This is a genomic window from Levilactobacillus brevis ATCC 14869 = DSM 20054, from assembly GCF_001433855.1.
GTDB classification, from domain to species: domain Bacteria; phylum Bacillota; class Bacilli; order Lactobacillales; family Lactobacillaceae; genus Levilactobacillus; species Levilactobacillus brevis.
On sequence record NZ_AZCP01000002.1, the window covers coordinates 356,399 to 377,371 of the forward strand.

Here is a 20,973-nt window from a genome sequence, read left to right on the forward strand (position 1 = left end):
GTAATTATGACTCAAACTCATCTTATTGGTTATCTACGAAAATAGCTTTACCGGATCGGGCAAGCACCACTCTCACAGTCAGATTGATCCACTAATTCAATGTCCTTTTGATCATGATTCCCAGTCATTGCCGCAAACTGTTCCGCCACGTCAGCAGTAATTTCTTGGCATTTAGCGTCATAAGTTGCTGCATCAATTGGTTCCTTAGGTGCTTGCTTGAAATCAGCACCACTATAAGGTAATAGTGACGTTGACTTAATCGTATGCCGATATTGTAACAACAAGTCGCTAATATCTTGGCCCTCTTCGGGTTGGAACGTTACCGTACAACTAACTGCATTATCAGACCAATATGTCTGTAAGAACGCCTGCGTTGCAAACTGTTCCGCCATGGACACCTCACCGGCCGAAGCAAAGGCCGGTTCATCTGCATGGGCCGCTTTAACTGGAAATTCAACACACATCGTATTTTGACTGTAAACATCGGGTTCAACTTTATACCCACTAGCCTTCAAAGCCGGTAGCAACGGATCACTATCTTGGAACCGAATTCGCTGAATCAGGTACCGGGCGTAGTGGAAGTGCATCCCTTCGGAAACACCTGCAAGCTTGGCCACCGTCCCAGATGGCTTCACCGTTGTGTGCTTAATCGATGGTTGACAGCCAAGGGTGTCAGAGTAATCCTGGTCCGCTTTAACAACCGCTTGGTAAAGCGCATTGAAGCGATTAACCGCCGCTTGATTATAGATAGGTTGCATAAAAGTCTTACCCGTTTCGGCGTCATGCTTAGCTTCAAAGCCCGTCACAACCCGTTGCTTAAAGGTCTTTAAAATCCAATCTTGAATACCAGACATAGAGACCCCAATCCGCCGATTCTTTTGAATAGCCTTACGAGAGACCTCCCAATCGTAATGGCTAAAAGTAACCCGTTTGGTATACCGGGCGCCCAAGCCAAAGGCATCTTCCAACTGCCAGCCCTGTTCTTCGGCCACACTCGGAAAAACTTCAAACAGGTTGCAAGGCTCACCATTACTTAACGAAATTTCACCACAAGGATTGGTACCTTCAACAGCCTCATCGATACCTTCTTGGCGACCATCAATTAAGCGCCCGTAGTTACGTGACAATCCCAGATTGACAATACCAGGCTCGCCATTGTGTTGAATAGAGTCCGCAATCGGCGCATAGTCCGTGAAGTCACTGTCAACGGCCACACTGTTATTAGACGCCCATCGGTGATGGTATAGCTGGTCCTTATCCTGCTTCATCGTAATGAACGCATCATCTTCAGCGCCGCCTAAGGCCAATTCTGCCGAACGGCGAACGTTACCAGCGACCACCGTTTTACCAATCATATTCCCCATATCGGTACAGTCCACAGCGGTTAATTGCCGACCAACGGCATTATTTAAAATCTGATTAATATCAAACAACATTTCAACTAAAGGCATTGGACCAGAAGCGGTGCCACCGAACCCATGAATGGGCGCGTTCTTCGGCCGAATATCGCTAATGTCTAAGACAACCTTTGTCTTTTTCTCAGGATTCGTTGAATTGAAGTGGGCATCCATCATGTTGGCATTGGCTAAGACCCAACCTTCACGGGTGTCTGGGAGCCGATAGAAGCGCACGTCAGCTAAGGAATTGTCATGCATCCATTCGGACCGGTTTACCGCCCCCAAGGCTACAGAGTCCGCGTAAGACGCACTCTCAGGGTCAATAACGATAGTTAAATCAACGGTCTGATCCACAACTGGCATTTGGTGCACGTTATTTGGCGTCACAGAAAAGCCAACGCCGCCGCCCTTCATCAATTGATCAAACATGAAGGAGAACGGCATGGAAACCGCCACCTGATCTTGTGTCAGGTAGCTCGGCAGGATATGGCTGTCACCATACGCTTGCGGCCGAACGGCGATGAACCAGCAGTTATTTAAGGCATCCCCATTGCGGTGTTGGTAATCCGTCCCTGAAATCCACAAGTTCCGGCCAGAAGGGGTGGCAGCTAAGCCATAAATCAACCGGAATAGGCTCTGGGCTTCAGTAGTTAATTCAGTCAACACTTCTGGAGCCACTGTATCGGCTTGTAACCGGGGGTCCAAATTAATATTTCCCTCAACGACCCGCTTCACTGTTTCCGGCCATTCTTCATTACGTTGTTGATCTGGTAACCACCGGGCATAGGTTCGTTTGTAAGTCACCCAACCCAATTCACCCCAATGTGGCGTAATTTCCTTTTCAGTTGCTGCGATAAATTCTGGCGTCAAGCTCACGGACGCTTGGGTTGCTGTGTTCATCATACGAATCTCTCCCGTTCTTCAAGACTATGCTATATATGGTAGCTGATTCCTGGTTAAAATACAATATATAGTTATTTCAAATTGTCCCTAGACTTTTTTATGAGACCCGCTAATAACAAATTCTCCTCAAAATGCAACTGATTTTGACTGGGCAGTTAATTGTAATTGGACAGATTCTCCCATTCGTTATGAGCCACGACCCACAGCATCCAGCAACATTGAACACCTTAGGTAGTAAATGAACTTGGACGGACGCAATTTAGCTATAAAAATATCGTGCTCGTTTTAAAAAAATAAATCATCTGCGGATTAACAGTTGTATAGTCAGTGACCACCCCCTATATCTTGGGGCAGTCGTCGTAAACCAAAAACCGCCACAAGCTGGTGATATTGCCGACCTGTGGCAGTTACTTTCGCGACGCTTGATCTTTTGAATATCCAACTAAAAAAGATGACCATTATAGTCATCTACCGGGTTTCATCTTGTCTATCTTTAATCAGTTGTGCCAGTGTCGCCAGATCCTCATCACTTGCTATCTTAATAAAACGCTTTGCCGTAGCTTTATAGCTAATATAACGCCGCTGTTCTCTATGATTCTCGGCCCACTTCCTACTGGCTTTCAGTTGTGCTTCACTGGTCTTCTTTTCTGTCATCTTAACCACCGCAGTAGTAACCCAATCACTGCAAACCCTAGTAAGGACTCCCAGAACTCCCATCTGGTTGTCCGACGTACACTTATCGTGATATGTTTCTTATCTACCAGCTTCATGCTAATACCTCCCAATATATTTAGTTGTATGTATGCTATAACTACCACTTTAAAACAAGCGTAAGACTCATTGCAATCAAGTGTATCTTAATCGTTACACTCACTTGTGTGGGCTTTTTATTTTAAAGTGCCTCAAGGTTGAGCTGGTCACATGAACCACCTTGCTAAACAAAAGATGGTGTCCAGTCGGACGATCACCGTATGTCCGTGAGTCTAGACACGATATATTGCATTCTATTGTCTCCCGTGCTACTATGTTCATATAAAAAGTGAGGACTGCCGTTACAGTCCCCACAAGTTCGCAAGTTCAGGTGCGGTAAAAGGTGGTTAAAAGCTACTTCTTAATTGAAGTGGCTTTTTTGTATATCAGATATGCCTTTGCTAGATCAATCGCTAATTTACCAATTGCCCTAAGCATAACTGATACCCCTAACAGCATCGCCGTTATGGTCCACCTTTCCGCGTGGCCGATACGTGCAATACTCCCACCCCCGCTAATTCAGGTTGAGAAAGTGTAGCGTCGCACTAACTTGCTAAGCCTCGCTTCGGGTAATTACTCCGTTGCTTAACTGTATGCCCATTGTATGCCAGATGACTTATAACATAAAGGCTTTTATTGAAGATCTTTTACCCAGTCAACGAATCAGAACACCTATACGTAATCACAAGTTTAAACGCCCAACAGTACAGAAATCGCAATATACAACAAACACAATGCGACAATTAACCCTAAGATCCCTATTATCATTCTCATCAGTCCCCTTTGCCTTAACTTAAGGACTATCGTGCCCCGCTTAATTATAGTGAACGTTATCACAACGATTATCAAGAAAATTATGATATCCATAGTCACTAACACAAAAACGACACCCTTCCCAACTAGGAAAGGGTGCCGTTTTCGCGTTAATTCTCATAAACTAATCGGTTCTAGTTACTTCCCCGTGCTCTCCCGGAGCATGAGTTCCGTTCCGACCGTCACCAATTGTGGGGTTTTCCGGCCACTTTGAATCCGATTCTCGACCAGATCCACTGCCGTTGCCCCCAACAGCTCCGTATGCACATGCACACTGCTGAGCTCTGTGAACACATACTTCGCAATGGTTGTGTCATTGAAGCTAAACAAGTTCACCCGACCCGGGACATCCAAGCCGTTCTCATGTAAGGCTTTCAACGCCCCCGCAGCCATCGGGTCATTGCTAACGAAGAACGCTGACGGGAGATCATCGCCGAGTTGAGCAATGGCCGTTTGCATCTCCTGATAACCGGAATGATTGGTATAGTCGCCCGCAAAGACCAACTTAGGATCAAAGGCCAGCCGAGCTTCCATTTCCTGCCGAAAGGCTTTGTACCGGGGGTCGATGACCTCCAATTGGCCATCCGTCGTCCATTCCGTACCATACAACAGGCCAATTTGTTTTTGCCCCCGTTGCATGAAGAACTCAATGACTTGGTTGACCGCAAAACGGAAATCGGTGACCACACTGTCAAATCCATGACAGAGTTGGTCCTGATCCACAAACACCAGGTTCGGCGTCAATTGCGCCATCGTCGTCACCTGTTGATTGCTGAACTTACCAATGGCAATAATGGCGTCCACATCGTCCTCAATCGCCTTGAGGTCATTTTGAAACGTCTGCGACACCTGAAACCGCTGTGCCTCACACCGTTTCTCCAAGCCCATCCGGATCGACATGTAGTACAAGTCATCCAGCTCTTTGGTCTTAGAATACCATTGGACGATGGCAATCTTTAACGGCTTCGTAGACGCGGGGGCGTGGCGTTTGAGCTTGGTATAGTTCAGTTCCTCGGCAACCTCAAAAATCTGTTTTCGCGTCGACTCGCTCACTGACAAGGTTCGATCATAGTTTAAGACCCGTGAGACTGTCGCCAGGGACACACCCACTGCACCCGCAATATCCTTTAACGTCGCTGCGATTACCATCACCTCCTAACATCTATGTTGCTTAAATCTGAGCAATGAATTTATCTAACGCTGCTTGACCAGCAGGTGTCCGCTTAAAGACCCCGGCGTCAGCCAAGACCCGTGCAAAGACATTACCAATCGCTTCATGCACAATTGCGGTGACATTCTCAGCTGTCACGTGATTGGCCTGTTTCAAGCCATCAGCCCAAGCCTGATGCATCGCTGCCATCTGATTCGGTTGATCTAACAAATACTTTTCCACTTCGGCCATTTCCGTCTTTAAGCGGGCTGGTAAAATCGCTCGTCCCATGACTTCGATCAGTCCGATATTTTCCTTTTTGATATGCTGAACGTCTTGATGCGGATGGAAGATTCCATCTGGATAACTGGTGGACGTCTGGTTATCCCGCAGAACCAAGTCAAGCACGTAATCGTCGCCCCGACGGTATGCAATTGGGGTAATCGTATGGTGCCGCGTACCGTCCGTGTAAGCCCGCACATCCACCTGCTCATCAGAATAATCAATCCAACTGTTAAGCACTTTGGTTGCTGCCGTAATCAGTGGTTCTGGTTGGCTTCCAGTTAACCGAATATCTGTCATCGACCACTGAACAACCCCCGCCGTCACACCGGCAATCCCTAAATCAATCGACCGATCAATTGGCGCTTTCATCATCGGGAAGGTGTGTTTTCCCCCCTGATAATGATCGTGCGTCAACATGGACCCGCCAACAATTGGCAAGTCCGCGTTGCTACCAACAAAATAAGTTGGTAACTGACGAACAATTTCCAATAAGTTCGTAAAGGTATGTTGATTAATCACCATTGGTCGATGAATCTGCGATAAGAAAATCGCGTGCTCAGAGAAGTAAGCGTATGGCGAATATTGAAATCCCCACGTCTCACCGCCGAGCATCATCCGAACAATCCGGTGATTGCTACGGGCTGGGTAACCTAATCGCCCCAAATAGCCTTCGTTTGTCATACACAACTGATCTAACGGGTAACTAGTCTTCTTCTGGGTAAGTGCTGCCGCAATCGCCTTCGGGTCTTTTTCTGGTTTGGACAAGTTAATTGTAATTTCCAATTCACCAGCCGGTGTTTTAGCCGGAAAGACCACGTTCTTTGCAATATTACGGGTCTTAATATAGTTATTGACCTGGCTGAGTTGATAGAACCAATCGGTAGCCGCACTAGGACTTTGTTGATACCGATCCCAGAATCCACGATTCAACGCGGATGGTAGTGGCGTCATCAAATCCATCAATTGCGCCTCTAAGATGTCCTTAGGACTAGGTGCATCTTCAATTTGACCGTGGTCAATGGCCGCTTGGACTAAAGCATTAACCAAATCAATCGGTTCATTTGCCGCAGCAGTTGGTACGGAATCCTCGCCAATCAAGGCTAGAATCCGATTCGTCACGTATTGCCGATCCAGCTCCGTATAAGGCGCTGGCGAGGAAACAATGTGATCAATGAATGTTTGAATGGTATCTTGGGTCATGCGTTACTTCTCCTCGTTCCGATCGTTATAGCCAGCTGGATGCGTTTGCTTCCAGTTCCAAGCCGTCCGAATAATATCTTCTACATTATCAAACCGGGGTTGCCAGTTCAATGTCTTGCGGGCCTTATCACTAGCCGCAATCAACGTGCTGGGATCACCAGCCCGGCGTGGTGCCATCTTTGCTGGGATTTCCTTACCGGTAACTTTACGAGCGGCTTCCAGCATTTCCTTGTTAGAAAAGCCCGTGGAAGACCCCAAGTTAAAGGCATCACTGTCATGACCAGCCTTAAGATATTCCAGCGCTAAAATGTGGGCATCGGCCAAATCAACGACGTGGACGTAATCCCGGACGTTGGTACCATCCTTAGTTGGATAATCATCACCGAAGATGGCTAATTGATCTCGTTCGCCAGCAGCGACTTCCAAGATGATAGGTACCAAGTGGGTTTCGGGATGGTGATCTTCACCAATGCTCCCGTCTTCTTTGGCCCCAGCCACGTTGAAGTACCGCAGAGCAACGAATTTAATCCCGTAGGCTTCATCAGACCAACGCATGATCTTTTCCATCATCAGCTTGCTTTCACCATATGGATTGGTTGGCACTTGCGGATCCGTTTCTTTAATGGGGATCTGCTTGGGTTCACCATACGTTGCCGCCGTTGAAGAGAAGACAATCTTTTTAACGTTGTGCGTGTTCATAACTTCCAGCAAGGAAACCATCCCGGCCGTATTGTTGTCAAAGTACTTCAACGGTTTCTTCATAGATTCGGGAACCACGGAGAATGCGGCAAAGTGAATAACCCCTTCAATGTCTTCCTTATCAAAGACACCGTCTAGAAAGGCTTGATCCCGCACATCACCTTCGTAGAACCGAGCTTTCGCATTAACTGCGGCCCGGTGACCCGTTACCAAGTTATCGACAACGGCCACATCATAACCCTTTTCTACTAAACGATCGACGGCGTGAGAACCAATATAACCGGCACCACCTAAGACTAAAACTGTCATTGATCAATTCCTCCTCTTATGTTTAATTCTCTAAAATTCATTTTACACTAATCAATCGGCCTAACGGCAACCAATCCTTACTTTTGTAATTCAGCTGGACCGTCAGCAATCTCGGCCACGTAGAATTCAGCCGGGTGACCAATGGTTTCTTCGTAGGTCTTGCCAACCTGTGCTTCGAAATCAGCCACGTTGTCTTTCTTCACAATGGCAATGGCACAGCCACCGAAGCCAGCTCCCGTCATCCGAGCGCCTAAGACGCCAGGTTGTTGCCAAGCTGTTTCAACTAACGTGTCTAATTCCTTCCCAGTAACGGCAAAGTCGTAGTTAAGCGAAATGTGAGAGGCGTTAACCAAGTGACCGAAGCGTTGCAGATCATTCTTTTGCAGTGCGTCAAAGGCCTTCAAGGTCCGTTGATTTTCAAAAACAGCGTGGCGCGCCCGCTTGATCAGTACGTCATCATTAATCAGATAAGCATTCTCATCGAATTCGTCTTCGTTCAGGTCACCTAATGTCTTAATATCCAACTTCGTTTGGAGCCGACGTAAGGCTTCTTCACATTGAGCTCGCCGTTCATTGTACTTGGAGTCGGTAAGTTCTCGGCGCTTCTTGGTATTCATAATAACCACCACATAATCGCCAAGAGCTAGTGGTGCGTACTCGTAATCCATCGTGTTAGTATCTAGCAAGATGGCTTGGTCTTTCTTACCCATGCCGATTGCAAATTGATCCATGATTCCCGTATTCAACCCGAAGTAATCATTTTCAACCTGTTGGCCAACCTTAACCATTTCGACTTCATCAAGCTTCATGCCATAAGCGGCGTGAAGAATTTCGCCCATCAACATTTCCATTGAAGCGGACGAAGATAAGCCAGAAGCATCTGGTAAATTACCATGGACAAACAAATCAAACCCATGATCGATGGTCAAGTCTTGCTTCGCCAGCTCGAACAGCATCCCTTTCAGGTAGTTCGCCCAGTTATCGGCTTTATCAAAGGCCAAGTTATCCAGTGAGAAGGTTAAGACCCCGGCGTCTGGTACATTGGCCGAGTACACGCGGAATTGCTTATCATCACGTGCTGAGTAAGCGGCGTAGGTCCCCATGCTGATGGCAGCGGGGAACACATGCCCACCATTGAAATCGGTATATTCACCGATTAAATTAATCCGACCAGGTGAGAAGAACACCCGTTGTGGGGCGACATCAAATTTTTCTTGGTATTCTGTTGCTAAGCTGGCGAAATCCATGGCAATTAGCTCCTTAATAAAATTTTTAGTAAAGTTTTACTCTTAATCATCATAGTCGCTTTATGCGACCGTGTCAATTAAATATAAAACGTTTTCATTAGCGTCATTAACAACAATAGGGCTAAGGCGTTTTCCACCCTAGCCCCATTGAATTTGTTTCTAATTTTCTTTTTTAGCTTCTTGTGCTTCAAGTTTGGCTTCAATTTCTTTAACGATTTCAGCATGCCGTTTTTCTGACAAGCTAATCTTGAATTGATAGATCAAAGCAGCAACGGCAATCAAAACAAGTGGAATATAGAAAATAAATGAATGGAAGATGAACAGTCCATGCGCAGAGATTTCACTCGGCTTCGTGTTTCCAGTCATCCCGGCATTAACCGCAGCGAGCACCACAATCCCCATGGAGAAGGCACCGGCTAACTTATCGATTAATGGCCGCACAGCCAAGGTAACGGATTCATTCCGGACTCCGTTTTTCCATTGCCCGTATTCAACACTATCTGTGATCGTCATCAAAGCAGCCAAGAAGATCATTGGGTATGGGAAGAAGAAGATGGCATCAGCAATCAGAATCATGGCAACATTCGTTCCAGAAAGCATGAATAAAATATAGCCAATGATCATCATGGCAATTCCGCCAACATAGATTCCCTTACGGGTTACTAACCGAACCAGAACTGGGAATAACGGCACGGAGATGACCCCTAAAACAGCTGTGATAACCCCAACAATACTGTATTCATTTGGCTTACCGATTACATAACGGAAGTAATAAACTAACAATGAATTCGTAACCACATACCCTAAGGCAAACAGGAAGTAGGATAACGATAACCACATTAATTGATCATTTTCGCCTAACACCTTGAAGACATCCCGGAGGCGCGTCTTTTCAGTGTTTTCCCGAATAAGGCTAGACTTTTCTTTAGTTCCAAAGAAAGTTGCCAAAGCCCCTAACAAGGACACGGCCCCAATCACAACGGCAAAGCCTAACCAGCCGGCACGTGTTTGCGTATTACCATGTGTACCTGAGAAGGTCTGTGAGAAGAAGATTACCAATGGCATAATAACAATGGCAACCCCTTGTGCACCCAAGGTAGAACCAAAACGGGCAATTGTCCCAAAGCGGTTCCGGACACCTGAATCAACACTCAATGCAGGTAACATGGACCAAAAGGCGATATCTTTAAACGAATAGAAAATATCCAAAATTACGAAAACAATAGCAAAGATAATGAAGTACAAAGTGGTATTAGAATCAGCTAAACCGAAGAAACTCGTAAAGATAACAATCAGGCCGACGGAACTAATAATGGCCCCCCAAAGAATCCAAGGCTTAAATTTCCCCATCTTCGTCTGCGTGTTATCAACGACCCCACCAATCATGGGATCAAACGCAATTTCAATCAAACGAATAACCATAACCATCGTGATTACGATACTAGCTAACTTAGCATCTGTTGCCGCGCCTTGACCCACAAACAACACACTGGTAACAAACATCGCGAAGTAAGTATTCAATGCTGCATAGAACGCATCATGCCCGAAGGCCCCTAACGCGTATGATGTATACTGCTTAAACATCTGTGTCACACCTTTCAGCGGGAATCCCGTATTTTTAACTCAGAATAATTTCTAGTGATAACGCCGTTCAATAATCTTCGAGAGCACATCTTCTCGTTGCTGTGAACGGGCCATATCGAATTGCGTTTCTTCAAGATTATTGAAATCTTGTGCCAACAAGGTTGCTTCCAAGTACAAGGTCAATTGCCGCTTGATATACAGCTTATTTTCCTCATCTGGACGTTGCGCGTTACCACCCAACACCGCGGCCGCAAACTCTGCCGGATCCAACGTAATTTTGTCATTTTTCTTAGCCATCTGAAACACCCCTTATCTGTTTTCAACATTTATCTAAGGTTAGTAAAACGTTTAGTATTGTTTTACTATATGTAAGCGCTTTACAGTAGCCATCATAAGGTTATTTCGTTAAATAAGCAACCACTTAATTTGTGTAATATTACACTATACATAGTGATACAGACTGAAATACCGGTATTGCAACCGGTTGTATTTTACTAAGTAAAAATTTAGTAAATCAATAAATAAATTTGTAAAAAGGGAACGGCCATAAAAAATCTATGGCCGTTCCCTTTTGATATTTATCGCCTAAATCGACGCGACATATTGTTTTAACGCACTTTCATACGTTGCCAGCCGTTGTTGCGCGGCAGCATCAGTCTCATCACTAGTCCCAATATAGAATTTCACTTTAGGTTCCGTTCCTGAGGGCCGAATACAAATCCAAGTTCCATCACTTAACCAGTATTTCAAAACATTTGACTGCGGCAGATCAATCGAACTGGTCGTTCCGTCTGCCAATGTTTTGACACTCGTTGAGAAGTCTTCAACGGCTTCAATTTGATTGCCGGCAAAGGCAGTCGGGGCGTTTTCCCGGAATTCACTCATTAAGTGGGCCATTTGGTCCGCACCGTCAACACCAGGGAATTCCTCAAACGTGGTCTTTTCCGCAAAGTAACCATAAGTTGCGTAAAGTTCTTCGATCCCATCATACAGGGTCATTCCCCGTTGTTTGTAGTCTGCTGCTACTTCTGCCAACAGAACCGTTGATTGAATGGCATCCTTATCCCGAACAAAGGGCTTAATCAGATAGCCGTAGCTTTCTTCAAACCCAAAGAGGAAGGTATGGTCATGCGCCGTTTCATACTGATGAATCTGCTCGGCAATAAACTTAAAACCAGTCAAGACGTTCTTCATCTCAACACCATAAGCGGCGGCAATCTTAGTGGCCAATTCGGTCGATACGATCGACTTCACTACCCGACCATCGCTTGGCAACTGCCCCGCTTGCTTGCGGGCCTTCAAAATGTAGGCCAACAGAATGGAGGCAATCTGGTTCCCCGTTAGTAACTGGTAATCACCATTTGGCTGGCGAACTGCGGCACCTAATCGATCGGCATCTGGGTCGGTGGCGACTAATAGGTCAGCCCCCTCTTTTTTACCAAGCGCGATCGCCATGTCAAACGCTTGTGAGAACTCAGGATTTGGGAATGGCACCGTTGGAAATTCAGGATCGGCAATGGCTTGTTCGGGAACCATCGTAAAGTTCTCAAATCCGGCCCCCCGGAGTGCCCGTTCGCCGATAACCTTTCCTGTGCCGTGAAGTGGTGTGTAGATCAGCTTCATTGTCTTACCGACACTGCGGATTAATTCAGAATTAATCGTCACACTTTCAACGTTCTGCAGATAAGGTTGGTCGACATCTTCGCCAATAATGCGTAACAATTTGTTGGACCGTAGTTGCGTCTCATCAGCTACATCAATGGCAAAGACGTCTTTAGCCGAACGGACAAAATCGGTAATCATATCGGATGCTTTCGGTGGCATCTGACCGCCATCCGGGCCGTAAATTTTAAACCCATTATATTGCTTGGGGTTGTGGCTCGCGGTAATCATAATGCCCATGGCCGTCTGTAAATGGCGAACCGCAAAGGACAACTCTGGCGTTGGTCGCATATCGTCAAACACATAGCTTGGAATATGGTGCGCACCCAAGACGTGCGCGGCTTCGTGGGCAAATTCGCGGGAGTGGTAGCGAGAGTCAAAACTAATGGCAACCCCCTGTTGTTTCGTCGCATCATCGAGCGTGTCCAGATACCGGGCCACACCTTCAGTTGCTTGGCGCACCGTGTAGACATTCATTTGCCCAATGCCGGGGCCCATCACACCACGCATTCCGGCGGTTCCAAAGCTCATGGGTGCAGTAAATGCAGCCTGCTTAGCGGCATCGTCTGTAGCGATCGCATCTAGTTCTTGCTTGATGTAAGGAATCAGGTCAGGTTGTTGGGCCCACACCTGGTAATTTTCTTGCCAACTCATATCTAATCTCTCCTCTTAGACTTACTTACGCGTATATTGATAACTAATTGTATGTTCCACTGGTTGGTTAGCCGGCAGAACCACATCGCCGAAATCAGCATGGTGAATCGCGTCAGGTAACGTTTGTGCTTCCATTGCTAAGGCATTGTAATCCCGAGCATCGGCCCGTGCATCATCGGTTGGGTTGGCGGTAAAGACCACTAACCCATTGCGATCAGAATAAATGGAAACTTCCCGGTGTCCCGTGGTATCCCCGATTGTCGCAATTGGGGTGTCCTTGCTAGGTTCTACGACAAAGGCATCGTCATATTCAACTTGGCCCGTTTGGTGAAGTTGATCCAACCCATCCTTAACCGTTCGTGGCTGACTAAAGTCGTAACCCGTCCCGGCCGTTGGCACCATCTCACCAGTCGGAATCTTCGCCTGATCCAAGACCAACCGCTTGTCGCCACTTAGTTTAACCCACTGCTGGTCTAAATCGTGTTGATCATCAGTCACATTAAAGTAGGTGTGAATCGTTGGGTTGAAGAGTGTTGCCGCATCACTTTGAGCATCGAAGGTGATGTCTAAGCGATTTTCTTCCGTCAGCGTGTACGTAATCGTCGTCTCCAAGTTACCCGGATAACGGTCATCGACCGGCGTTGACGTGTGCGTTAACACCACGCTAGCGGTATCGGCAGTCTGATTGGTCGTCGCATTCCAGTTCACAAAGGTGAAACCATGAGAACCCCCATGACTCGCATTTGGTTCTTCATTGGCTTCCAAATGTATCGTCTGACCGTCTAACTCAAATTGAGCGCCGGCAATCCGACCCGCAACACGACCTAAGGCTTGGCATAAGTAATACGGATTATGGTCATAACCTGCTAAATCAGGCTTATTCACAATCAGTGAATGACGCTTGCCATCCTCCACCACACTAAATTCTTGCAGCGTAGCACCCCAGGTTAGAACCGCAACCTGCGTCCCTTGTTGATTCGTTAACACATATTTTGAGACATCCTGCTGGTTCAACGTACCAGCCGCACTCTTCGTAATTTCCATCAAAGTACACCTCCAAAAAATAAAGAATCCGGTTTCATTGTAACCTAACCGGGGGTTGAGTACCAAATTTTTTACTAAAATTCGCCTAATTATTTTACGTTGAACAATTAAAAGCCACTTTACGATTAACCTTATTTGAGTTTAGACGAAGGTGTTTACTCCGTAAAATTAAATCAATACCATTATAATATAATTTAGGAATTCAATATATTCTATATAGGAATAGCAAATATTCTCTATTTGCTATTTGCCCCTAGACTTATCATTTGATAATCCGCTATACTCACGTTATTCGCTCACATATGCACAAACAACTTCAAGGAGGCCCACTTATGTCAACAACGACTGCTGCTGAAAAATTACTATTGCAAATGGTGGATGATTATACGCAAAAAGAGATTGCGCCCCAAGATATGCCGATGGACGCGGCTGGTGACTTTCCCGCCGGTTTCATGGAAAAGTTGACAGCGACCGGCTTCTTAGGACTCATGTTACCGCAAGAATTTGGCGGCGCTGGCTTTGGTCCTGAAATTACGGCAACGGTGTTGAACCACATTGCCCGCGGAAACGCCAGCACAGCAGTGACCCTTGAAGGTCATTTCAAAACTATTGATCAACTCTTAAAGTATGGTACACCAGCTTTACAACAACAATTACTACCAACGGCTACCGACCGGATTTTTGCCTTTTCCATGACCGAAGCTAGTGGTGGTTCTAATCCAATGAGTATTAGTTCAACGGCCACTCGTGAAGGAAATCACTGGGTACTCAATGGCGATAAAATTATGATTACGAATGGTGGTCTGGCTGAGGTTTACTGTGTTTTGGTCAAAACCGCCCCGACAGAGCTTTCCGTCTTCGTAGTCGATCAAGACATGCCCGGCTTTTCTTTTGGTAAACGTGAAGACTTTATCGGTTTACGGGGAACGCCAGTCGGTGAAATCGTCATGGACCATATCGTTGTCGATGACGACCACCTCCTTGGAAATCTCGGTGACGGTGGCCTCATCGGTGACTCTGCTCATGACGACGCTCGGGTGTTAATGGGTGCCGTGCTCACCGGTATTATGGAACACGAATTAAAGATTGCAACCGATTATGCTAAAGAACGCAAGGCCGGCGATCAACCACTAACGGCCCTTCAAGTTACCCAACGCAAAGTTGCCGACATGGCAATCCGCAAGGAAACCACCAAATTGCTCTACCAACAGGCGGCCCATCTCAAGGCGCTTGGTCAACCCTACAGTGAACTCGCCGCTATGGCTAAAGCTCATGGTTCTCGTGCCGCAGTTAGTGCTGGCGATGATGCCCTTCAAATTCTAGCCGGCTATGGCTACAGCCGTGAATATCCAGTTGAACACCTGATCCGTGATGCCCGCGCACTAGAGATTGCGGAAGGCACCGTTGAGAAAATGCGTTCAGCTATTGCCCTCGCCGAATTTAACCACTAGGAGGTTCTCATGAAAATTATCGTTTGTCTAAAACAAGTTCCGGAAACCAATAACGTGACGATTGACCCCATCACACATAACCTTGATCGTCGTGGGCTGGCCGGTGTCATGAATCCATTTGATAAACATGCCATTGAGCTTGCCTTGTCATTAAAAGATACCGCCGACACTGACGTCACTATTACGTTACTCACGATGGGGCCCGATGATTACGCGGATTCACTCCACGAAGGCCTCGCCATGGGCGCTGACGAAGGGGTTTTACTTTCCGATCGCGCTTTTGCAGGTGCCGATACACTTGCTACCGGTTATGTTTTGGCTCAGGCCATTAAAAAAATTGGTAACGCCGACTTGATTCTATTCGGTCGCCAAGCCGTTGACGCTGATACTGGACAGGTCGGTCCGATTGTCGCCGAGTTCCTCCACCAGCCACAGATCACTTACGCGGCCAACTTACGTTTAAGTGGCCCCAATGAAGTTACGGCTGAGCGTCTACTGGAAGACACCAAACAGACGCTAGTCGCTCAATTACCCGCTGTGGTCAGTGTCCGCAGTGAGTTGAACACGCCACGTTACCCCACCCCGCGACAAATTCAGCTTAGCTTCGCCAAACCCCTGACTGTCTGGCATCACGATGATTTAGAGCTGGACGACCAACGCCTCGGCCAAGCTGGTTCACCCACAATCGTCACGAAAGTCTATGCGCCGGCACCCGTTAAGCGCGAACTAACGCCACTAACCGGAACACCACGCGAAGCCGCCAGTCAACTGATTACGGCCCTAAAAGACCGTCAGCTCATTTAAGGAGGAAATCGGTATGTCACAACCAGAACTATGGGTCATTTCAGAGCGTCGTTTAGCCCACATCGAACCAACTACACAACAACTGATTACTAAGGCCAAATCAATCGCCGGCACCACTTTTAAAGTGGTCACGATCCTGCTAGAAGCACCGACTGACCATTTGGAAGACGAACTGACTCCGTACGCCCCAGATGAAATTCGGATCGCGCGCGATGAGCGCTTCCCAACTGCTACCGATGCGGAGCAAGCCGATGCACTGGCCCAACTCGTTGCTGCTTATCACCCCAACACGATTTTATTTGGGGCCACGATTACCGGCCGCTCCATTGCCCCACGACTCCAAGCAAAATTGCAAACAGGATTGACTGCCGACTGTTTGGACCTACGCTTTGACGACGACACCCTCGTTGCCACCAAGCCCTCATACGGTGACAATATTATGTGTGAAATTATTTGTCCTGACCGTCGCCCACAGATGGCTAGCGTTCGGCCCAATACCTTTGTTGCCCACCCGGCAACGGGCACCCCAACGCTGACAGCCGTTACGGTCACTTTCCATCCAGTGGAACGACTACAAATCACGGCAACGACACCAGTCGTCAATACCGCTACTACGGTGAGCGATGCCAGTCGGGTAATTGCGCTGGGTCGTGGTGCTGCAAGTGAAACCACCATCACAACTGCCACTCAATTAGCTGAAAAACTGGGCGGGCGGATTGGGGTCTCGCGGCCACTAACCGACCAGGAACGGTTCACCCATGACGACCAGATTGGTCAAAGCGGCAACACCATTCATCCCGAACTCATCTTAAACTTCGGGATTAGCGGTGCAGTTCAGTACCTCGTGGGCATGCAAACGGCACAGACCATCGTCGCAGTCAATGCCGATGAACACGCCCCGATCTTTGACGTCGCCGACTACGGCTATGTTGGCGACGCACCAGCATTTATGACGGCCTTGTTAGAACAATTTAACTAGGAATCAATCGCAATTATCAAAAATCTCGACAGTAAAGAACGGATAGACAGTTAAGTTGTCTACCCGCTCTTTTTATTCTGTCATGGTCACAATAATCTTGCCATGTGCTTTACCCGAACGTGAGTAAGTCAGGGCGGCCGCAATTTCCGTTAACGGATAGATCCGATCAATAACGGGGACCAGCTTGTTCTGCTCAACTAGTGTGGTTAGTTCGGCTAGCTGTTGACCACTGGGCTGCATAAATAAGAACCGGTAGCTGACGCCCGAGACCTTTTCCAATTGGGCCAATCGTCGCGTTGCTAGCCGCAACACCCCTCGTTTCCACAATGGCAGACCATACGTCTGAGCAAATCGACCATTGGGACGACCACTGACGCTAACGATAATCCCACCCGGCTTGACGACTCGAAAAGCCCGTTCTAAAGTATTTCCACCTAACGTATCAAACACGGCATCATAGTCTTTGAGGACCGTTGCAAAATCTGTACGATGATAGTCAATGACTTCATCTGCTCCCAATGATTGGACAAACGCGGTATTGGCGGCACTTGTCGTGGTTGCTACATACGCGCCCAACTGCTTAGCTAACTGGATGGCCACAGTCCCAACACCACCAGACCCAGCCTGAATGAGAACCTTTTTCCCAGGACGAAGAGCCATCAAATCATGTAAGGCTTGGTAGCTCGTTAGACCCACTAGTGGCAGGGCTGCTGCTTGTTCATAACTTAGATTAGTCGGCATTAGTGCAATGTCACCAGTGTCTACCGCTAAATAGTCTGCGAACGTTCCAATTCGGTCCTTTTGCGGACGACCATACACCGCATCTCCCACTTGAAACGCAGTCACCTGACGCCCCACAGCAATCACATCGCCAGCAAAGTCACTACCCAAAATAAGTGGCATCCGGTAGCGGAGTAGTAATCGCAGGTCTCCTGCCATCGTTTTGGTATCAATTGGATTAACGCTGGCCGCCCTAATCTTAACGAGAACATCATGGGGGTGGATTACGGGTTGGGGAACCAACCGAATCTCCGGGTCAACTTGGTGGTAGTGGTCAATGACGGCAGCACGCATTTTATCTGTCATTTTTATGCTCCTAACGGTTTATTATTTTAAACGATAATGATGGCATCGTAAACTATTGGTTCAAAATTGTCAACGAATGAATTCTATAGTTTCAGAGTTGACAGTAACATTCCATCGTGGTTTAATGGTTTAAAATAATCAACGAAGAAGATGAATATCGATGTCCGACTTAACTAAATTAAAGCATGAATTTGAAAAATCCAGTGACTTTTTGGTGGCGCTAGGCGACCAGAAGCGTCAAGCCATCATCCTCGCCTTGCTCGACAAGCAAGTGGTTCACCGGGGATTACGGGTCAGTGAATTAACCGACGTTACGGGTTTATCCCGTCCAGCAGTGTCGCATCATCTTAAACTACTGCGGGACGTTGCCCTGATCGATTACCGGCGAGACGGCACCAAAAATTACTACTACCTCACCCATCGCACGAAGCGTATCCAACAACTACAAACGCTGCTCACCCACGTCACCACCGTTATGGAGGAAAACGATCAATTATGAAAAAGATCTTGATTGTCTTAACCAACGTTACCCGCTATGCGCACACCACCGATGCTACCGGCTTGTGGTTAGGCGAAGCCACCGAATTTGTAGAAATAGTTCAAGCTGCCGGATACCAGGTCGACTATGTCAGCCCTCATGGTGGCTTCGTTCCCTTAGACCCACGCAGCATGCGCTATACCGATGAAGCCAGTCTCACCCTCTATGAAAGTACTGATTTTCAGCAACGAGCCTTAACCCATTCTCTACGGCCACAAGACGTGCAGGCCAGTGATTACGCCGCCATTTACTACACCGGAGGCCACGGCGTGATGTGGGATTTTCCTGAAAATACTGACCTCCAGACGCTGTCACTCGCAATTCTTCAACAAGGTGGCTTTGTCACCAGCGTTTGTCACGGAATCGCCGGATTACTTAATATTCAAGATCGGCCCGGTCACTACCTCATTGCTAACCGCCGGATTACCGGGTTCACCACAGCCGAAGAAATCCTTGCGGGCAAGAAAAAAGTGGTGCCCTTTCTCAACCAAACTGTCGCCACGAACCACGGCGCGCACTTCGTTCACAAGCGCGCCTACAAATCATTTGCGATCCAAGACGGCCAGTTGATTACAGGCCAGAACCCCTTCTCAGCTAAAGCCGTTGCTCAGCGCTTACTGACTAATTTAAAATAATCTCATAGCAAAAACCACGACACACCAATTTCTAATGTGTCGTGGTTTTTCACTTGTCTTACAACGCCAACAGTTCTGTCAGTAAAGCCCGCGCTGACGCGTTGAGTTTTTCTTGTGATTTGTCGTTACCCAAGTGCGTATAGATTTCACCGATATACACATCGTCAGCAAATAACTGGTCAAAGACCGCATCGATAATTGGCCGCGTAGCCGCTTCTTCTTGCACTGGACCAAATGGATTGGCAAAGAAAGTGGTACTCATTCCCACCTCGTCCGTGGTGCCTAAAGCCCGACGTTTACCAGCGATAAACGTCTCTTTGGCAAGTACTTGGTCCGCGAACCGTTGCACGCCAACCGCATCATCATAGTTATTGGCGTAGACCCACATATCAATCTCATGGTGGGCCACCACACGTGACCACGTATTAGCCGGAATAATTACCCGCGCATTCTTCTGTTCAGGGTTCATATAAACACCCCGGTCCATGTTGTTGAACGCCACTTCACTACTGAGGTCATCCAAACGGACAAAGGCCCCCGTTTCAGTCCCCTGTGCATACAGATGTCCATCGGCCAAAGTAAAGCTCCCCATGTCATCGAAGATCGTTTCAATATTAGCAATCTGATCATCAGCGACCGCTTGAAGCGCCTCAATAGATTCTGACTTACCGGCCCCCGAGTCACCAAAGAAGACCACCGTCTTGGTTTGTCCATTCGTAAAGGTAATCTTGACCATTGAGCCATGAATTGGGAGGCGTTTTTCCGCAATCATGTGGAGATTGTGCAACGTCAAGCACATCTTCTTCATGTAGCCGAAGTAAGTCGTCTGGTCATTGTACGGCACTTGCCCCACATACACACCATTAGCTTCATCGTAGAAGTAATGCCCATTTTCTGGTTGCTCATCCCCAGCGGCACTGGGAGAACCAAATAGTAAAATCAAATCGGGCTTCTTGCCGGCAACCGCTTGGCTATCCGCTAATTGGAATAGATTAGCTAAGGCAATCCCTGACGCTAAATAATCCCGATGGAAATAAATATAAGCTAAGCTCTCACCGATCATAGCCGGATAGCAGTACCAATCCGTTGCACTCCCCGTGAAGTTAGCGATCGGATTGGTTGCTGACGCCGTGAAGTGTCCCTTTCGCTTATTACTCTTCGTGTGCACCATCATTGGTGGTCGCAGCATCAAGCGACTAATGAACGGAATATCCTGTAAGCTTGTATATTCGGTTGGTGCGGGCCACGCAATTTGCTGGAGTAGCATGCAAGCACTCGACCCCGCATTGACCTGGCGATATACCTGATTGGCATGCCCCTGTAATTTTTCTTCAATTGTTCGGTACAACCGAATGACCAAATCATTGAAACGCTGGTCAATGGTCATAAATTCACTCGCCATCACGTCATTTTGTTGGCTCGTCATCGTTGCCACTCGCAAGAAAGTTCGGTAATACGAGTAGAGGTCTTCAATGCTAGCCAAAATCTCGACTGGTTGGAACCGCTGGTAAGCATCTGGGCGATCAGTCAAGATAGCCTTAATCGTCGCCAAGTAAACCGCGGGCGTCGCCAGATTAAAGGTTGTGGTTGCATCGGCTTCTGCTGGCACCTTAGTCCGTTGATCGGCTAAGAACACCTGAACGAAACTCGCGAGCTCATCGCTGTTAACCAAATCAAAAATACTGGTAATAAACCGGGCATTGTAGTTCAGAACCGCAACGCTCCGATCTGGATTGGCATAAAACGCGGCTAAATCAACTGTTGCTGGTGTTGGCATGAAAAA

At 47.3% G+C, this 20,973-nt stretch carries 17 protein-coding genes; 5 read left to right on the forward strand and 12 right to left on the reverse strand.

Annotation, left to right across the window (positions count from 1 at the left end; all coding sequences use genetic code 11):
• Nucleotides 1-47: 47 nt before the first annotated feature.
• From nrdJ to FC61_RS05125, 10 genes are all read right to left on the reverse strand, one after another.
• Nucleotides 48-2,297, reverse strand: coding sequence for a ribonucleoside-triphosphate reductase, adenosylcobalamin-dependent (gene nrdJ / locus FC61_RS05075; protein ID WP_024526426.1), 2,250 nt, complete (start codon nucleotides 2,295-2,297; stop codon nucleotides 48-50).
• 471 nt (nucleotides 2,298-2,768) lie between these two features.
• Nucleotides 2,769-2,954, reverse strand: a complete 186-nt coding sequence (locus tag FC61_RS05080; protein WP_024526425.1) for a hypothetical protein — start codon at nucleotides 2,952-2,954, stop codon at nucleotides 2,769-2,771.
• 1,047 nt (nucleotides 2,955-4,001) lie between these two features.
• A complete protein-coding gene (locus FC61_RS05090) occupies nucleotides 4,002-5,012 on the reverse strand; it encodes a LacI family DNA-binding transcriptional regulator (protein WP_111705399.1) in 1,011 nt (336 codons plus the stop codon).
• Nucleotides 5,013-5,034: 22 nt separating this feature from the next.
• On the reverse strand, nucleotides 5,035-6,498 hold the full coding sequence (locus FC61_RS05095; RefSeq protein ID WP_021741753.1) for a UDP-glucose--hexose-1-phosphate uridylyltransferase: 1,464 nt from the start codon (nucleotides 6,496-6,498) through the stop codon (nucleotides 5,035-5,037).
• A gap of 3 nt (nucleotides 6,499-6,501) precedes the next feature.
• Entirely contained in the window at nucleotides 6,502-7,506 is a 1,005-nt protein-coding gene (galE, locus tag FC61_RS05100; protein ID WP_021741752.1) for a UDP-glucose 4-epimerase GalE, read from the reverse strand.
• A gap of 77 nt (nucleotides 7,507-7,583) precedes the next feature.
• The gene (locus FC61_RS05105; RefSeq protein ID WP_021741751.1) at nucleotides 7,584-8,753 is read right to left on the reverse strand and encodes a galactokinase; all 1,170 of its coding nucleotides are present in this window, start codon (nucleotides 8,751-8,753) and stop codon (nucleotides 7,584-7,586) included.
• 159 nt (nucleotides 8,754-8,912) lie between these two features.
• Complete coding sequence (locus tag FC61_RS05110; protein WP_021741750.1) at nucleotides 8,913-10,337, reverse strand: glycoside-pentoside-hexuronide (GPH):cation symporter; 1,425 nt, start codon at nucleotides 10,335-10,337, stop codon at nucleotides 8,913-8,915.
• Nucleotides 10,338-10,388: 51 nt separating this feature from the next.
• Nucleotides 10,389-10,634: a hypothetical protein gene (locus FC61_RS05115; RefSeq protein WP_021741749.1), complete on the reverse strand. Its 246-nt coding sequence runs from the start codon at nucleotides 10,632-10,634 to the stop codon at nucleotides 10,389-10,391.
• A gap of 288 nt (nucleotides 10,635-10,922) precedes the next feature.
• Complete coding sequence (locus tag FC61_RS05120; protein WP_011668588.1) at nucleotides 10,923-12,653, reverse strand: phospho-sugar mutase; 1,731 nt, start codon at nucleotides 12,651-12,653, stop codon at nucleotides 10,923-10,925.
• Nucleotides 12,654-12,674: 21 nt separating this feature from the next.
• Nucleotides 12,675-13,697 carry an aldose epimerase family protein gene (locus FC61_RS05125; protein ID WP_021741748.1) on the reverse strand — a complete coding sequence of 341 codons (1,023 nt, stop codon included), beginning with the start codon at nucleotides 13,695-13,697 and terminating at the stop codon, nucleotides 12,675-12,677.
• Nucleotides 13,698-14,029: 332 nt separating this feature from the next.
• On the opposite strand from FC61_RS05125, the gene FC61_RS05130 reads away from it, so the two are divergent.
• Genes FC61_RS05130 through FC61_RS05140 form a run of 3 tightly spaced genes read left to right on the forward strand, consistent with a single transcriptional unit; the run spans nucleotide 14,030 to nucleotide 16,931 of the window.
• On the forward strand, nucleotides 14,030-15,148 hold the full coding sequence (locus FC61_RS05130; RefSeq protein WP_011668590.1) for an acyl-CoA dehydrogenase family protein: 1,119 nt from the start codon (nucleotides 14,030-14,032) through the stop codon (nucleotides 15,146-15,148).
• Between the two features lie 9 nt (nucleotides 15,149-15,157).
• Nucleotides 15,158-15,952, forward strand: a complete 795-nt coding sequence (locus FC61_RS05135) for an electron transfer flavoprotein subunit beta/FixA family protein (protein ID WP_021741746.1) — start codon at nucleotides 15,158-15,160, stop codon at nucleotides 15,950-15,952.
• Between the two features lie 13 nt (nucleotides 15,953-15,965).
• Complete coding sequence (locus tag FC61_RS05140) at nucleotides 15,966-16,931, forward strand: electron transfer flavoprotein subunit alpha/FixB family protein (protein WP_021741745.1); 966 nt, start codon at nucleotides 15,966-15,968, stop codon at nucleotides 16,929-16,931.
• A 72-nt stretch (nucleotides 16,932-17,003) separates the two neighbouring features.
• Here the strand turns inward: FC61_RS05140 and FC61_RS05145 are convergent, their stop codons facing one another.
• A complete protein-coding gene (locus tag FC61_RS05145; RefSeq protein ID WP_021741744.1) occupies nucleotides 17,004-18,017 on the reverse strand; it encodes an NADP-dependent oxidoreductase in 1,014 nt (337 codons plus the stop codon).
• 160 nt (nucleotides 18,018-18,177) lie between these two features.
• On the opposite strand from FC61_RS05145, the gene FC61_RS05150 reads away from it, so the two are divergent.
• Together FC61_RS05150 and FC61_RS05155 are read left to right on the forward strand one after the other, a co-directional pair.
• On the forward strand, nucleotides 18,178-18,516 hold the full coding sequence (locus tag FC61_RS05150) for an ArsR/SmtB family transcription factor (RefSeq protein ID WP_021741743.1): 339 nt from the start codon (nucleotides 18,178-18,180) through the stop codon (nucleotides 18,514-18,516).
• Nucleotides 18,513-19,190, forward strand: a complete 678-nt coding sequence (locus tag FC61_RS05155; protein WP_021741742.1) for a type 1 glutamine amidotransferase domain-containing protein — start codon at nucleotides 18,513-18,515, stop codon at nucleotides 19,188-19,190. Before FC61_RS05150 ends, FC61_RS05155 begins: the two co-directional genes overlap by 4 nt.
• 58 nt (nucleotides 19,191-19,248) lie before the next feature.
• Here the strand turns inward: FC61_RS05155 and FC61_RS05160 are convergent, their stop codons facing one another.
• Nucleotides 19,249-20,967, reverse strand: a complete 1,719-nt coding sequence (locus FC61_RS05160) for a phosphoenolpyruvate carboxykinase (ATP) (protein ID WP_021741741.1) — start codon at nucleotides 20,965-20,967, stop codon at nucleotides 19,249-19,251.
• Nucleotides 20,968-20,973 lie beyond the last annotated feature (6 nt).

What these genes read in the sequence shown, in the direction of transcription:
- nrdJ (WP_024526426.1), bottom strand. Translation starts at nt 2,297, where the DNA reads ATGAACACAGCAACCCAAGCGTCCGTGAGCTTGACGCCAGAATTTATC.
- FC61_RS05080 (WP_024526425.1), bottom strand. Translation starts at nt 2,954, where the DNA reads ATGACAGAAAAGAAGACCAGTGAAGCACAACTGAAAGCCAGTAGGAAG.
- FC61_RS05090 (WP_111705399.1), bottom strand. Translation starts at nt 5,012, where the DNA reads ATGGTAATCGCAGCGACGTTAAAGGATATTGCGGGTGCAGTGGGTGTG.
- FC61_RS05095 (WP_021741753.1), bottom strand. Translation starts at nt 6,498, where the DNA reads ATGACCCAAGATACCATTCAAACATTCATTGATCACATTGTTTCCTCG.
- galE (WP_021741752.1), bottom strand. Translation starts at nt 7,506, where the DNA reads ATGACAGTTTTAGTCTTAGGTGGTGCCGGTTATATTGGTTCTCACGCC.
- FC61_RS05105 (WP_021741751.1), bottom strand. Translation starts at nt 8,753, where the DNA reads ATGGATTTCGCCAGCTTAGCAACAGAATACCAAGAAAAATTTGATGTC.
- FC61_RS05110 (WP_021741750.1), bottom strand. Translation starts at nt 10,337, where the DNA reads ATGTTTAAGCAGTATACATCATACGCGTTAGGGGCCTTCGGGCATGAT.
- FC61_RS05115 (WP_021741749.1), bottom strand. Translation starts at nt 10,634, where the DNA reads ATGGCTAAGAAAAATGACAAAATTACGTTGGATCCGGCAGAGTTTGCG.
- FC61_RS05120 (WP_011668588.1), bottom strand. Translation starts at nt 12,653, where the DNA reads ATGAGTTGGCAAGAAAATTACCAGGTGTGGGCCCAACAACCTGACCTG.
- FC61_RS05125 (WP_021741748.1), bottom strand. Translation starts at nt 13,697, where the DNA reads ATGGAAATTACGAAGAGTGCGGCTGGTACGTTGAACCAGCAGGATGTC.
- FC61_RS05130 (WP_011668590.1), top strand. Translation starts at nt 14,030, where the DNA reads ATGTCAACAACGACTGCTGCTGAAAAATTACTATTGCAAATGGTGGAT.
- FC61_RS05135 (WP_021741746.1), top strand. Translation starts at nt 15,158, where the DNA reads ATGAAAATTATCGTTTGTCTAAAACAAGTTCCGGAAACCAATAACGTG.
- FC61_RS05140 (WP_021741745.1), top strand. Translation starts at nt 15,966, where the DNA reads ATGTCACAACCAGAACTATGGGTCATTTCAGAGCGTCGTTTAGCCCAC.
- FC61_RS05145 (WP_021741744.1), bottom strand. Translation starts at nt 18,017, where the DNA reads ATGACAGATAAAATGCGTGCTGCCGTCATTGACCACTACCACCAAGTT.
- FC61_RS05150 (WP_021741743.1), top strand. Translation starts at nt 18,178, where the DNA reads ATGTCCGACTTAACTAAATTAAAGCATGAATTTGAAAAATCCAGTGAC.
- FC61_RS05155 (WP_021741742.1), top strand. Translation starts at nt 18,513, where the DNA reads ATGAAAAAGATCTTGATTGTCTTAACCAACGTTACCCGCTATGCGCAC.
- FC61_RS05160 (WP_021741741.1), bottom strand. Translation starts at nt 20,967, where the DNA reads ATGCCAACACCAGCAACAGTTGATTTAGCCGCGTTTTATGCCAATCCA.